The sequence below is a fragment of the Arthrobacter melezitosi genome (genome assembly GCF_054511055.1).
The window spans coordinates 43,266-57,607 of the sequence record NZ_JBTNDJ010000010.1 but is presented as its reverse complement, the minus strand read 5'-3'; the positions used below and the strand labels follow the sequence as shown (position 1 = coordinate 57,607).

The window sequence follows — 14,342 nt, the reverse complement described above, 5'->3', positions numbered from 1 at the left end:
GTGTGCAATCCGCGCGGGGCGGGATTACGGGGTCAGAACCGGATGGTCTTGGAGACCCGGCATTTATTGCTGCCGGGGGCGACCCGCTCCGCGTGGAGGCCCTGCAGGACCTCCTGGTCGGTCAGCGAGTGGCCGTCGGCAGCGGCAAGGGTCTGGATCTGCGCCGCCCCCACCGCGAGGACCTTGCTGTCCTCCACCTCTGCACCCGCATCCAGCTCGACTTCGACCTCGTATGTTTTCTCCATGGTCGATTGTTGCGCCGAACCGCCGGTTTGAACAGGTTCGCCCTACCTTCAATCGCCCGGTCGGCTCCGTCCGCCATAGCCGCCGAGACTGCAGTTCACCACCCTTTGCCTGGTCCAAAGCGTGGTGACCTGCTGATTCGGTGGGGGAGAACCAAAAGTGGCGGTGGGTGCCGCCCGCGCGCGGCCGCCAGCCTCCGTCGAGAATGCAGCTCACCACCCTTTGCCGGGGACGAAGCGTGGTGAGCTGCGGACTCGGCGGGGAATTGCCGAAGGCCCCTCCGCTCAGGCGAGCGGAGGGGCCTTCGGGGCGCTCCGTGGGGACTTCGAGGCCGACGGCGGGCACTTACCCGCTAGGCCCCGAGATTCCGGCTAGACGCCGTAGTACAGCTCGAACTCGTAGGGGTTCGGGCGCAGCGACAGCGGGAAGATCTCCACCTCACGCTTGTACGCGATCCAGGTCTCGATGAGGTCCTGGGTGAAGACCCCGCCTGCCTGCAGGAACTCGTTGTCCGCCTCGAGGGCGAGCAGTGCCTCCTCCAGCGACCCGGGAGCCTTCTGGATGTCCTTGGCTTCCTCCGCAGGCAGCTCGTAGAGGTCCTTGTCGATGGGGTCGGCCGGTTCGATCCGGTTCTTGATCCCGTCGAGGCCGGCCATCAGCTGGGCCGCGAACGCCAGGTAGGGGTTGGACGAGGGGTCCGGAGCCCGGAACTCGATGCGCTTGGCCTTGGGGTTGGAGCCCGTGATGGGGATCCGGATGCCGGCCGAGCGGTTGCCCTGCGAGTACACCATGTTGACCGGGGCCTCGAAGCCCTTCACGAGGCGGCGGTAGGAGTTCACCGTCGGGTTGGTGAAGGCCAGGACGGCGGAGGCGTGCTTGAGCAGGCCGCCGATGTACCAGCGGGCGGTGTCCGACAGGCCGGCGTAGCCGCGCTCGTCGTAGAACAGCGGCTGCCCGCCGGTCCAGAGGGACTGGTGGCAGTGCATGCCCGAGCCGTTGTCGTTGAAGACCGGCTTGGGCATGAAGGTCGCCGACTTGCCCCAGGCGTTCGCGACATTCTTCACGATGTACTTGAACTTCTGCAGGTCGTCCGCAGCGTGGGTCATCGTCGTGAACTTGTAGTTGATCTCGGCCTGGCCCGCGCCGCCGACCTCATGGTGGGACCGCTCGACCTCGAGGCCGGCCCGGTCCAGCTCGACGCAGATGGCGTCGCGGAGGTCGGCCTGCTTGTCGACCGGGGAGACGGGGAAGTAGCCGCCCTTGAACGGGGTCTTGTTGCCCAGGTTCCCGCCGACCTCCTCGCGGCCGCTGTTCCACGGGGCCTCGATGGAGTCGACCTTGTAGAAGCTTCCCTGCGGGGAGGACTCGTACTGGACGTTGTCGAAGATAAAGAACTCGGCCTCGGGGGCGAAGAAGGCCGTGTCGGCGATGCCGGTGGAGGCCAGGTACGCCTCCGCGCGCTCGGCGACGCCGCGCGGGTCGCGGTGGTACGGGTCACCGGTGCGGGGGTTCACGATCGAGAAGTTCAGCGCCAGGGTCTTCTCCACCCGGAACGGGTCGATGAAGGCCGTGGTGACGTCGGGGATCAACTGCATGTCCGATTCCGCGATGCCCTGGAAGCCGCGGATGGACGAGCCGTCGAACAGCTGGCCGTGGATGAAGAAGTCGGCGTCGACCGATTTCGCCGGCACATTGAAGTGCTGCTGCACCCCGGGCAGGTCGGTGAACCGGACGTCGACGAACTTCACCTCTTCGTCAGCGATGTACTTGAGGACTTCGTCCGCATTCTTGAACATGGATTGATGCTCCTTACGCATAGCTTGGGTAACGGCCCGGCGTCGTCGGGTGTCCGCGTCAACAGGAAGCGGACACACGGGCAGTGCCTTGCTGCAGCCGACAAGTTACAACTGTAGAAGCGCGCAGTTTCCCTCTGGTGTCACTGTTGTTTCCGGCACGTTACTTAATAGGCAGTCCTTTCAGCCTAGCCTGCCCGCCCGGAATCCCCGGGGCCGCGCCCGCACCGCCCGGCCCGGGACGCCGCCCGGTGCCCGCGGCACCTGCGGGGCGCACCGCGCCGGTAAACTGGGCCTGTGGTGAATCGAAACGACCTCGGATCCTGGCTCAACGGACCTCCTTCCTCCGGAGCCCAGGACTGGCCCGGGCAGCGGCTTGGGCGTCCCCAGGCGGGTCCGGGTTCGATCGCGCGGGTGGGCCCCCGCGTGCTTGCCCTGTTCATCGACTGGGCGCTGTGTTCGCTCATCTCCGGGGCCTTCTTCGGCTGGGACGGTTTCGCCACGACATACCTGTTCCTCCTGGAGCAGATCCTCCTCGTCGGCTTCTTCGGCTACAGCATCGGACACCGGGTGCTGAGGATGCAGGTGCAGACCCTCGACGGCCGCCCCGCCGGCTTCCTGACCGCCGCAATCCGCTCGGTGCTGATCTGCCTCGTGATTCCCACACTGATCGCCGACGCGGACCAGCGCGGCCTGCACGACCGCGCCCGCGGCACCGTCCTCGTGCGGTTCTAGTCCGCCCCACTCTCTGCAGCGCCGGACCTGGATCGGATCCGCCCGGGGCGCCTGATCCGCACCTGAAGCCCGCGGCGCCGCAGCAACGGGCACCGCCTCCCGTAACACCGGCCTTAAAGCACTGTGGCAGGAAACCCCGGACATCCGGGAGCTTCCTGCCACAGGCAAGGTGTGGAGCCTAGCGGCCCCTCATCGCCCTGCGGTCCGGGCGGGCCTTGAATGGATCGACACCCTTGGGGATCGGCAGGCGGGTACCGAGGGCGCGCAGGCGCTTGTCGACCGCGTACACTTCCTGCTTCGTCAGGGACTTCTTGAGCTTCTGGGCGGTCTTGGCAACCTTGGCCAGCGGCACCTGGCCCTCGCCGCGGCCGGCCTGGATCACGTGGACGGGCACGTTCGGGACGATGCGCGCCATCTTGCGCCGCTCATCGTCCACCAGGCGCTTGACGCGTCCTGAGGGTCCCTCGGTGACGAGCACGATCCCCGGGCGTCCGATGGCACGGAAGACGGCGTCCTGGGACCGCGGGTTCATGGCGACCGGCTGTTCCTCCAGGATCCAGCCCCTGCGCAGCACGCTCAGCGCGGCGCCGGCCGCGCCGGGTTTGCCTTCGATCTGGGAGAAGGCGGCCCGCTCGGCGCGGCGGGAGAGGATGAACACCGCCGCCAGGAAGGCCAGCGGCACCGCGATCAGCATCAACGTCACGACGTTCTGGATGAGCAGGCCGATCAGCAGACCGACAGCGATGATGCCCAGGAAGGCAAGGAGCATCAGCCAGACCACGTTCGGGTCGTTGCGCCTCGTCATCTTGAAGACTTCGAGGATCTGCTTGGTCCTGCCGGCCTTCTTCGCCGGCTTTGCAGCCTTGGGCTTGCGGGAGAAAAGGCGCCGTTTGGGCGCGGGGGATCCCTCGGGATTGATGCTGTGCGACATAGTGGCTCAATTCTACGTGATAGCGGGCGCGCTCAGGCCGCGCCGAAGCGGTGGGAAAACCCGGGATTACTGCTGAACCTGCGGGCAGTCAGCCTGCCTTGAGGTCGGAGGCTTCCTGCAGGGTGGTGCCGGAGTCTTCGATGTGCGCGAGCTCCGGCGGGAGCTCGAGCCCCTTCCGCCGCATGGCACGCGCCCACAGGCGGCCGGCCCGGTAGGACGAGCGCACCAGCGGGCCGCTCATGACGCCGAGGAAGCCGATCTCCTCGGCCTCCTCGCGGAGTTCGACGAACTCGCCCGGCTTGACCCACCGGTCCACCGGGAGGTGCCGTTCGCTCGGCCGCAGGTACTGCGTGATGGTGATCAGGTCGCATCCTGCGGCGTGCAGGTCGCGCAGCGCCTCGGAGATCTCCGCGTGCGTCTCGCCCATGCCGAGGATCAGGTTGGATTTGGTCACCATCCCGTGCGCCCGTCCCTGGGAGATCACGTCAAGGGACCTCTCATACCGGAAGGCGGGGCGGATGCGCTTGAAGATCCGCGGAACCGTTTCGACGTTGTGGGCGAACACCTCGGGCGCGGCGTCGCAGATGGCGGCGATGTGTTCGGGCCGCCCGGAGAAGTCCGGGATGAGGATTTCGACGCCGGTGCCGGGGTTCATGCTGTGGATCTGGCGGATCGTCTCGGCGTACAGCCAGACCCCCTCGTCGGGCAGGTCATCGCGCGCCACGCCGGTCACGGTGGCGTAGCGGAGGTTCATCGACTTCACCGACTGGGCCACCTTGAAGGGCTCGCTGCGGTCCAGCGGCTGCGGCTTGCCGGTGTCGATCTGGCAGAAGTCGCAGCGGCGGGTGCATTCGGAGCCTCCGATGAGGAAGGTCGCTTCCCGGTCCTCCCAGCATTCGAAGATGTTGGGGCAGCCGGCCTCCTCGCACACCGTGTGCAGGCCTTCCTTCTTCACGAGGTTCTTCATGGCGACGAATTCGGGTCCGATATTGACCTTCGCCTTGATCCAGTCGGGCTTACGTTCGACGGGCGTCTCCGCGTTGCGCGCTTCGATGCGCAGCAGGCGGCGTCCTTCGGGGGCCAGGCTCACAGTAAAGCTCCTTTGGGCTGGCCGGCGCCAGCGTTGTCGATCGGTGCGTCCGGATGCGTGCCGGCCTCGTCGGCGAGTACCAATGCTGACTCATTCTTGCGCAGTTCCTCTTCGATGCGCGACACGATGTCCGACGGGGTGACGGTCCGGCCGGTCTCGGCCGAAATGGTGGTGACCCCGGCGTCGGTGATGCCGCAGGGAACGATCTGCTCGAAGGGTGCCAGGCTGTTGCTGCAGTTGACCGCGAAGCCGTGCATCGTGACGCGCCGGTTGATGCGGATGCCGATCGCCGCGATCTTCCGGTCCGGCAGTCCTTTTCCGGCGGCGATCCACACACCCGACCGGCCGTCGATGCGGATGCCCTCAAGGTCGTAGTCCTTCAGCACGGCGATGATGACGTCCTCGAGGATCGCGACATAGTCGGACACCCGGGTGGGTTCGGGCAGGGCGAGGATCGGGTAGCCGACGAGCTGTCCGGGGCCGTGCCAGGTCAGCTTCCCACCGCGGTCCACCGCCACCACCGGGGTGCCGTCGAAGGGCCGCTCGTGGTCCTCCGTCCGCTTTCCGGCCGTGTACACGGGATCGTGTTCCAGCAGGAGGACGGTGCTGGGGGAGCGGCCTTCGACGACGGCGTCGTGGAGGGTGCGCTGAAGCTCCCATGCCCTCGTGTAGTCGACGTAGTCGGGGTGGAGGCCGATCCTGGCGAACTCGAGAGTCATGCGTTAAGGGTAAGGCCCGCCTCCCGCAAAGTGCGCCGGAAAAATCCGCAACGGAAACTTGTCCGCCTGTCCTGTGGATAACCGCCCGGGCAGGGCCCCGGGGACCCACACTTAATCCATGGACGCTTCCTCCACCGGCGGGCACGGTTTCCACCCCGGCGATGCCGACGGCGACGCCGCCCAAAACGGCGATGTCGCGGACGGCGACAGCGACCGGGACACCGATCACGGCGGCGATACCGGCGGGACGGGGACGGGGAGCGCCGCTGCGGGATTCCCGCCCTCGGTCGAGGGCTTCCGGACCGGACGCCTGCTCGGAACCGGCGGCAGCTCCGCCGTCTGGCTGGTCACCGCAGCGGACGGCGCGATCTTTGCGCTGAAGGTCGGCTCCGGGGAAGGTGCCGGCCCCCTCCCGGAGGGAGGGGATCCCGGGGCCGCACCGGAGGGGACGGCGCTGCGGGAGGTGCTGGTGGCGGGCGGGCTCCGTCACGAACACCTCGTCGCGGTGCATGGGATCGTGCCGACGAGCCGGGGCGCCGGGGTGTTGATGGACTACGCCCCGGGCGGATCCCTCTCGAACCTCGTGGGCGTCCGGGGGCCGCTGCCGGTCGGCGAGGCGGTCACGGTGCTGGTCCCCGTCGCGCAGGCGCTGGCCCACCTGCACCGCCATGGGGTGCTCCACGGGGACGTCACCCCCTCCAACATCCTGTTCACGGAGGAAGGCAAGCCGCTGCTGAGCGACTTCGGGCTGGGGTGGCGGCTCGGTGAAGGACGCCGGCCGTCGGGCGGAACGCCGGGCTTCACCGATCCCTGCCTCCCGGATCCGGAGCACCTGAACACCGAGGCCGACATTTTTTCCCTGGGGGCGGTCGCGTGGTTCGCCCTGACCGGGCGGGTCCCCGGGCCCTCCACACAGCGCCCGCCCCTGTCCGTGCTGGTGCCGGAGGTCCCACCCGGCTTCGTGGACCTCATCGAGGAGGCCCTGTCCGAGGATCCCGCGCAGCGCCCTGATGCCGACACCTTCGCGCGGGTGACCCTGCGGGCCGGTACGGCGGTTCCGGTCGAGCTCGTCGACGCAGTGGAAGAGGACGTGCGCCCCCGGCTGGTCACCCGGCGCGACGCGTCGCCGCCGGCCGGGACAGGGCTCCTGGGGAAGATCGGCGCGGGAATCGCTGCGGGGAAGGGCAGGCGGCCTCCCGCCGGCCGGCAGGCAGGGCGGCCGAAAGGGAAGGGGCCGGGTCTGCGGACTCAACGGCGGCCGGGGAAGGGAAAGGACCTGCCGGCGACTCCGATCCGATCCGGCCGGAGGGCCGATCGGAGGTCCACCGCTCGGCGCGGCCCGCGGTGGGTGTTGGCTGCCGGGCTCGCGGTGCTGGCCGCCGCCGCTGTCTGGGGTGGGGCCGCGGGGCAGCCCGGCCCGGTGGTTGGGCACCCGGAGGACGCGGTGACGCAGGGGCACCTGGACGCCCCCGGGTCCGGTGATGGAGCCGGCGAGCGGCCGGGGCCGGGCACCGAGCCCAACCCCCGGGAGGGGCCGGTTCCGCGGGAGGCCGCGGAAGCCCGGGCGAACCCGAAGCGGCCCGGCACGGTGGGGCCATCGGACCTCCCGGAGCCACCCGGTGGCCGAACCCCGCCGGACGCGCCCCGTGCTCTGGACGCAGCCGAACCGCAGGGATCCGCGGCCCGGGGGTCGGAAACCGCAACCGACCCGGTTTCGGCGCTGCCGCAGTTGGCGCAGCAGCGCGCCGCAGCCTTCGCCGCGGCCGATCCCACGTTGCTGGAGGCGGTGAACGTTGCCGGATCACCGGCCATGGCCGAGGACGTCGGCCGGGTCACCACGCTCGCCGACTCCGGCCGCCGGCTGGCCGGGCTGCGGCTGACGGTGCTCGCGGCGAAACCCCTCGAGTCGCCGGTCGGCGATCCCGGCGGGACGGATGAGCGCGGCGGTGCCGGCAGAGACCCACACAGCGCGGAGGCCGGCGGTGGAGGGGCCGGCGGAACCGACGCCCCGGGCGGCGCGGGAGCTCCGGACGGGCCGGACGCCGCGGGCGGTGCCGGCGGTGCCGGGGGCGCGGACGCCCCGGGCGGCGCACCCCGGACGGCGGCGGTGGCCGCCACCGTGGAGGTCTCCGCCTACACCGAGCTCGACAGCTCCGGTGCCGCGGTCTCGGCGGAGGTTCCCCCGCACCGGCAGGAGCTGGTCTTCGTCCTGCAGGACGAGGGCGGCTGGAAGATTTCCTCGGTCTATGAGGGCGTGCCCGCCCGGTGAGTCAGACCCGCCCGGTCCCGACCTGCTCGGCGAGGTCGCCGGCTGTCGTGGCCTCGAACTGGAAGCCCGAGGCCATCAGGACCTTCGGGTCCATCCGCGCGCTCGCCAACAGCAGTTCCTCGGCGAGCTGGCCCATCGCCACGGTGAGGACCTTCTGCGGGACCCGGAGGCGCGCCGGGCGGTGCAGCGCCCGGCCGAGTTCCTGGAGGATCGTCTCCAGCCTCGCCGGCTGCGGGGCACACAGGTTCACCGGCCCTTCCACGGCGGCGGTGAGCAGGTGTTCGAAGGCTCGCACCTCATCGGAAAGGGTGATCCACGGCCACCACTGCCGCCCGCCGCCCAGGGAGCCTCCGGCGTAGAGCCGCATCGGCAGGAGAAGCTTCGGCAGCGCACCGCCCCTCCGGCTCATGACGATGCCGGTGCGGGTCACGACGGTGCGCACCCCGTCGGGGGTCCGGACCGCCTCGGCCTCCCACCGGCGGCAGACGTCGGAGAGGAAGGCATCGCCGGAGCCCGAGGCCTCGGTGAGCACCTCGTCGCCGCGGTTCCCGTAGTATCCGGAAGCGGACTGGCTGAGGAACACGGCCGGCGGGTTGGCCGCCCTGCGCATCGCCTCCACGAGGGTGCGGGTCGACCGGATGCGTGAGGAGTACAGGGACTCCTTATGGCTGCGCGTCCACAGGCCGCCGGCGATGGGCGTGCCCGACAGGTTGATGACGGCGTCGGCCTCCTCCATCAGCGACGGGTCGAGCTCGCCCCGGGCGGGATCCCAGGCCGCCTCGCCGGGGCCCGCCGGAGCGCGCCGGACGAGGCGGGTGACCGAATGGTTGTCCCGCAGCCGCCCGAGGAGGGCCTTGCCGATCAGTCCGGACGCCCCGGCGAGAAGAATACGCATGCCCCCATGGAACCATCCGGGGCGCCCGGGCGGAACATGGCGGCGTCAACGGCCGTGTTGGTGGCCTGTGGCTACAATCGGTCAATGGGATCCTCAAACTACCTGCGCTTTCCGCATCTGTCCGGAAATCTCGTCACTTTCGTCGCCGAAAACGACGTCTGGGTGGCACCGCTCTCGGGCGGGAGGGCGTGGCGTATTTCGGCGATGCAGCTGCCTGCCCGCAACCCCCGGTTCTCCCCGGATGGCACGGTGATCGCCTGGACCGTGGTGCAGGCCGGGGCCCCCGAGGTGGTGGCCGCGGACACCGATGGCGGTGGCTACCGGCGCCTGACCTTCTGGGGGCACCAGAGCACCCGGGTGAAGGGCTTCACCGCGCAGGGCGAGGTCCTCGCCACGAGCGCGTACCGGCATGAGGACCCCCGCCTGTCCTGGGCCTACCGGGTTCCCCTTGACGGCTCCGCCCAGACAGTGCTGCCGTACGGGCCGGTCGACACCGTTGTGCACGGTGAGGCCCTCGGCGATGAGCGCCCGGTGATCATCGGCAGCGTGATGACCCGCGAGCAGGCCTGGTGGAAGCGGTACCGGGGCGGGACGGCCGGGAAGCTGTGGATCGACCCGGACGGCGGCGGAAACTTCTCCCGGTTCGTGCCCGAACTCGACGGGAACCTCACCGACCCCATGTGGATCGGCGGGCGCGTCGCGTTCCTGTCGGACCACGAGGGGTACGGCAACCTGTACTCGGTGGACCGGCAGGGCGGGGACCTGCGCCGGCACACCGACCATGAGGAGTTCTACGTGCGCCACGCCGCGGCCGACGGTCAGCGGATCGTGTACGAATCGGCCGGGCAGCTGTGGCTGCTCGGTTCCCTCGAGGAGGGCGCGGAGCCGGTGCGGCTCGACATCCAGCTCGGATCGGCCTCCACCGCGCGCCGGCCGGTGATGCTCGACGCCGCCCGGCACCTCGCCGCGGCCGTCCCGGTCCCGACGGGCGACGCGAGCGTCGTCGAGACCCACGGCACGCTCCACTGGCTGACCCACCGGGACGGGCCCTCCCGGGTCATCGAGGGCGCCCCCGGCGTGCGGGCGCGCCTGGGTCGGCCGCTGGGTGGGGACAGCGTGGTCTATGTCGCCGACCACGGCGGCGAGGAGTCCCTCTACATCCGCAGCGCCTTCGACGCCGCCCGGCCCGGGGGCGCCACCGGCACCGCCCCGCAGCCACCGGTGTCCTCCGGGCCGGAGCGCGGCCCCGACGGCGGCACCGCCCTGCCCGCGCCGGTGCCCGCCTCCGGCGCCCAGGGGAGCCCCGCGGTGCGGGCCGCCGGGGACGACGGAGAGCCCGGGCAGGGGTCCGGAGACCCCGGGGCAACCGTTCTGGCCGCCCAGGACGCCCCGGAGGCCCGGCTGCTGCGCTCGTTCGCCTTCGACGGCCCGTTCCGCGCGAGCGAGCTGGCGGTGAGCCCCGACGGGGCGAGCGTCGCCGTCGCCGGGGAACTCGGCGGACTGCTGGTGCTCGACGTCGCATCGGGCGCGTTCTTCCCGCTGGCCTCGTCCGAACACGGCGCCATCGACGACGTCTCCTTCTCCGGGGATTCCCGCTGGGTCGCCTGGGCCGAACCCGTGACGACCGAGGGGGCGCGGACCCGCATCCGGCTCGCGCGGGTCGAAAAGGGCGCCGAGGTCCACGACCTCACCGACGGGCGGTTCCGCGACTCCGCCCCGGTGTTCACCCGCGACGGCCGGTACCTCGCGTTCCTGTCCGCCCGCAGCTTCGACCCGGTGTACGACACCCACCGGTTCGACCTCAGTTTCCCCGCCTCGACCAAGCCCTTCCTGGTGGCGCTCGCCGCCGACACCCCCTCGCCCTTCGGCCCGGCCGCGCATTCCCCGCAACCGGCCCCCGCGGAGCAGGACGGGGACACCCCGGCAGGAGTTCCCGCCGAGGTGCGCGTCGATGCCGACCGCATCGGGGAACGCATCATCGCCGTGCCGGTGGCCCAGGGCCGCTACGAATCCCTCGCCGCGGTTGAGGGCGCCCTGCTGTGGACGTCCGGGGAGGCCGGAGGAGTGACCGGTGACGGCCGCGCCACCACCACCGACGAGGAGCCGGCGCGCCGGCTCGAACGGTTCGACCTCAAGCGGCGCACCGTCGAGGTCCTCGCCGCCGAGGCGGACTCCTACCGCGTCAGTGGGGACGGGTCGACGGCCGTGGTGATCCGCCAGGGCAGCGTGACCGCGGTGCCCACCTCGGGCAGGGTCGAGCCCGACTCGCCCGACCGGGTGGAGGTCGGGCTGGAGCGCATCCGGGTGCTGCTCGACCCGGTGGGCGTCTGGAAGCAGGCCTACCAGGAGACCTGGCGGCTCCAGCGCGAGTTCTTCTGGACCTCCGACCTGGGCGGGCTCGACTGGGAGGCGGTCGGCGCGAAATACCGTCCGCTGCTGGAGCGGATCGGGTCGCACGATGACCTCGTGGACCTCCTCTGGGAGCTCCACGGCGAACTGGGAACCTCCCACGCCTACGTCAGCCCTGCCCTGAACGCCGAACCCGGCGGTGCCCAGGGCTTCCTCGGCGCCGACCTGGCGCCGTCGGAGGCCGGCTGGACCGTGCGTCGGATCTTCGCGGGCGAGTCCTCCGACCCGCAGGCCTCCTCCCCGCTGAGCGCTCCCGGCGTCGCCGTCGCCGAGGGGGACATCATCGACGCCGTGGACGGCGTGCCCGTCCCCGCCGGGTTCGGGCCGTCGGTCCTGCTCACCGGGTCGGCGGGCCGCACGGTGGAACTGACCGTAACCCGGCACGACGGCGGCGGCGCGGCCACCACCCGGCGCGTGGCCGTCGTGCCCCTGCGCAGCGAGGAGCGGCTGCGCTACCAGAACTGGGTCAGCGGCAACCGCGCAATCGTGCACACGGCCTCGGGCGGGCGGTTCGGCTACCTCCACATCCCGGACATGGTGGCCAACGGGTGGGCGCAGCTGCACCGCGACCTCGACCGTGAGACCGCCCGCGACGCCCTCATCGTCGACGTGCGGCGCAACCGCGGCGGGCACACCTCACAGCTCGTGGCGGAGCTGATCGGGCGCAAGGTCACCGCGTGGGCCTTCCCCCGCGGTGAGCAGCCCGCCACCTACCCCGCGCACGCCCCGCGCGGGCCGGTCGTCCTCCTCGCCGACGAGTTTGCCGGTTCGGACGGCGACATCATCACGCAGGTCGCCAAGCTGCGCGGGATCGGCCCGGTCATCGGCACGCGGACCTGGGGCGGGGTGGTGGGCATCGACGGGCGGTTCCGGCTCGCCGACGGCACCTCCGTCACCCAGCCGCGGTACTCCTTCTGGATGACCGGCGGAGCGGGCTGGGGCGTGGAGAATTACGGCGTCGACCCCGACATCCACGTGCCCTTCCCGCCGCACGCCCATGCCGCGGGGGAGGACCCACAGCTCGAGCACGGGGTCGCCACGCTCAAGGAGATGCTGGCGGAGCTGCCCACGGACGTCCCCCCGGCGCGGGAGGGCTACCCGTCCCTGCGTCCGGCGCCGCTGCCGGCCCGGCCCGGCCGCTGACCGCACCACCCCTGCCCGGTGCCTCCCGGCCGCCGGGCAGGGGAGGTGCCGCGGCGGGGATGGACCCGGACCGATCCCCAGGGCCGGCCGCACGGGTCCACGGCAAAAAAGGCGGCCAACGCCAAAGGGCGGCGTTCCCCGGAGGGAACGCCGCCCTTTGGCGTTGGAGGCGGGAGCCTAGAGGCCGAGCTCGGCCTCGAAGGCGCCTTCCTCAAGGCGCGCCTTGAGGGCCTGCAGGAACCGGCCCGCGTCCGCGCCGTCCACCAGGCGGTGGTCGTAGGTCAGGCTCAGGTACATCATCGAGCGGATCGCGATGGTGTCCTCGCCGTCGGCGTCGGTCATCACGACGGGGCGCTTGACGATCGCACCGGTGCCGAGGATTCCGACCTGCGGCTGGTTGATGATCGGGGTGTCGAACAGGGCCCCGACCGACCCGATGTTGGTGATCGTGAAGGTTCCACCGGACAGCTCATCCGGGCCGATCTGGTTGTTGCGGGTCCGCGCCCCGACATCGGCGATCTTCTTGGCCAGGCCGCCCAGGTTCAGGTTGCCCGCGTCGCGGATCACCGGAACCAGGAGGCCCTTGTCGGTGTCCACGGCGATCGCCAGGTGCTCGGCGTCGTGGTAGGTGATTTCCTTCTTCTCTTCGTCGAAGGAGGCGTTGAGCTTCGCGTGCTGCTTCAGCGCCTCGGTGACCGCCTTCGAGATGAACGGAAGGAAGGTCAGCTTCGCGCCGTTCTGGGCCAGGAAGCTGTCCTTCGCCGCGGTGCGCAGCCGGGCCACCCGGGTCATGTCCACCTCGATGACCTGCGTCAGCTGCGCCGACACCTCCAGGGACTCCCGCATGCGCTTGGCGATGGTCTGCCGGATGCGCGGAGCCTTGACGACGGTGCCGCGGAGCTTGGAGGGCTCCGCCGCGGGAGCGGCGGCGCGTGCCGGAGCGGCAGCCGGTGCCGCAGCGGCCGGCGCCGGGGCGGCGGCCTTGGCCGCCTCGGCGGCCTCGAGGACGTCCTGCTTGCGGATCCGTCCACCGACGCCGGTGCCGGTGACGGAGGCGAGGTCGACGCCGTTCTGGTTCGCCAGGCGGCGCACCAGCGGGGTCACGTAGGCGTCCCCGGCGGACTGGGCTTCGGCGGGGGCTTCCTGCTTGGCGGCGGGGGCCGCCTGCGGAGCGGGCGCGGGCTCGGGAGCCGTTTCCTGCTCCGGCTCGGACGTCGCCTCGGCGGGCTTCGGCTTGTCCTCGGCGCGCGGTGCCGCGACCGGTGTCTCCCGGGTCTCGGCCTCGGCGGCGGCCAGGGGCTCGCCCTGGGGTGCCTCGGCCTTGGCGGGTGCTCCCGCGCCGGTGCCGATGACCGCGAGGACGGAGCCGACCTCGGCCGTCTCGTCCTCGTTGACGCGGATCTCCTGAAGGGTTCCGGCCACGGGGGAGGGGATTTCGGTGTCGACCTTGTCGGTGGAGACCTCGAGCAGCGGCTCGTCGACGGCGACCTCGTCGCCGACGGCCTTCAGCCAGCGGGTGATCGTGCCTTCGGTGACGCTCTCGCCAAGCGCCGGGAGGGTGACTTCGGTGCCCCCGCCCGATTCTCCGTCGGAGCCGCCGGAGGCGGCCGGTGCGGCAGCCTCCTCCTGGGCGGGCTCGGGTGCGGGCTCGGCGGCCGGTGCCTCCTCCTGGGCGGGTGCGGGAGCGGCTTCGGCGGCGGGCGCCGCGGCGCTGCCGTTGGAGTCGGCCGAGCCGCTGCCGGAGCCGTCGCCGATGCGCACCAGCGGGGCGCCGACCTCGGCCGTCTCGTCCTCGGCGACGAGGATTTCCTCGATCACGCCGGCGATCGGCGAGGGGATCTCGGTGTCGACCTTGTCGGTCGAGACCTCAAGGAGCGGCTCGTCAACTTCGACACGGTCGCCTACCTGCTTCAGCCAGCGGGTGACGGTGCCCTCGGTGACGCTTTCACCGAGAGCGGGTAAGTTCACGGATTCAGACATAGTGTCCCCGTTTCTCCTTGTTGGTTCGTTCCTGGCAGCTGGGCCGCCGGCGGTGCCGGGTCAGCTGAAAATGCGGGTGGAGCTTATTGCGAGCTTAGTGCACCCCGTGAGGGGTGCACCCGGCCCGTCCTGCTG

10 protein-coding genes are annotated in these 14,342 nt (G+C 71.1%); 3 read left to right on the top strand and 7 right to left on the bottom strand.

Annotation, left to right across the window (positions count from 1 at the left end; translation table 11 throughout):
- Positions 1-32: 32 nt before the first annotated feature.
- Both ACX80W_RS11685 and glnA read right to left on the bottom strand, forming a co-directional pair.
- A complete protein-coding gene (locus ACX80W_RS11685) occupies positions 33-245 on the bottom strand; it encodes a hypothetical protein (protein WP_459283435.1) in 213 nt (70 codons plus the stop codon).
- Between the two features lie 369 nt (positions 246-614).
- Positions 615-2,039 carry a type I glutamate--ammonia ligase gene (gene glnA / locus ACX80W_RS11680; RefSeq protein ID WP_459283433.1) on the bottom strand — a complete coding sequence of 475 codons (1,425 nt, stop codon included), beginning with the start codon at positions 2,037-2,039 and terminating at the stop codon, positions 615-617.
- A 294-nt stretch (positions 2,040-2,333) separates the two neighbouring features.
- On the opposite strand from glnA, the gene ACX80W_RS11675 reads away from it, so the two are divergent.
- Entirely contained in the window at positions 2,334-2,771 is a 438-nt protein-coding gene (locus tag ACX80W_RS11675; RefSeq protein ID WP_459283431.1) for an RDD family protein, read from the top strand.
- A 178-nt stretch (positions 2,772-2,949) separates the two neighbouring features.
- Here ACX80W_RS11675 and ACX80W_RS11670 read toward each other — a convergent pair whose 3' ends face one another.
- The 3 genes from ACX80W_RS11670 to lipB all read right to left on the bottom strand — a co-directional run bounded on the left by ACX80W_RS11670 (position 2,950) and on the right by lipB (position 5,511).
- A complete protein-coding gene (locus ACX80W_RS11670; RefSeq protein ID WP_459283429.1) occupies positions 2,950-3,702 on the bottom strand; it encodes a DUF4191 domain-containing protein in 753 nt (250 codons plus the stop codon).
- Between the two features lie 88 nt (positions 3,703-3,790).
- Positions 3,791-4,792, bottom strand: a complete 1,002-nt coding sequence (gene lipA / locus ACX80W_RS11665; protein WP_459283427.1) for a lipoyl synthase — start codon at positions 4,790-4,792, stop codon at positions 3,791-3,793.
- Positions 4,789-5,511: a lipoyl(octanoyl) transferase LipB gene (gene lipB, locus ACX80W_RS11660; RefSeq protein ID WP_459283425.1), complete on the bottom strand. Its 723-nt coding sequence runs from the start codon at positions 5,509-5,511 to the stop codon at positions 4,789-4,791. Before lipB ends, lipA begins: the two co-directional genes overlap by 4 nt.
- 118 nt (positions 5,512-5,629) lie before the next feature.
- Between lipB and ACX80W_RS11655 the strand changes: the two genes are divergently transcribed.
- Entirely contained in the window at positions 5,630-7,780 is a 2,151-nt protein-coding gene (locus ACX80W_RS11655; protein ID WP_459283423.1) for a serine/threonine-protein kinase, read from the top strand.
- Position 7,781: 1 nt separating this feature from the next.
- Here ACX80W_RS11655 and ACX80W_RS11650 read toward each other — a convergent pair whose 3' ends face one another.
- Positions 7,782-8,675, bottom strand: coding sequence for a TIGR01777 family oxidoreductase (locus tag ACX80W_RS11650; protein ID WP_459283421.1), 894 nt, complete (start codon positions 8,673-8,675; stop codon positions 7,782-7,784).
- Positions 8,676-8,759: 84 nt separating this feature from the next.
- Here ACX80W_RS11650 and ACX80W_RS11645 point away from each other — a divergent pair, with 84 nt between their 5' ends.
- On the top strand, positions 8,760-12,227 hold the full coding sequence (locus ACX80W_RS11645; protein WP_459283419.1) for a S41 family peptidase: 3,468 nt from the start codon (positions 8,760-8,762) through the stop codon (positions 12,225-12,227).
- Between the two features lie 177 nt (positions 12,228-12,404).
- Here the strand turns inward: ACX80W_RS11645 and sucB are convergent, their stop codons facing one another.
- Positions 12,405-14,207, bottom strand: coding sequence for a 2-oxoglutarate dehydrogenase, E2 component, dihydrolipoamide succinyltransferase (gene sucB / locus ACX80W_RS11640; protein ID WP_459283417.1), 1,803 nt, complete (start codon positions 14,205-14,207; stop codon positions 12,405-12,407).
- Between the last annotated feature and the right edge of the window lie 135 nt (positions 14,208-14,342).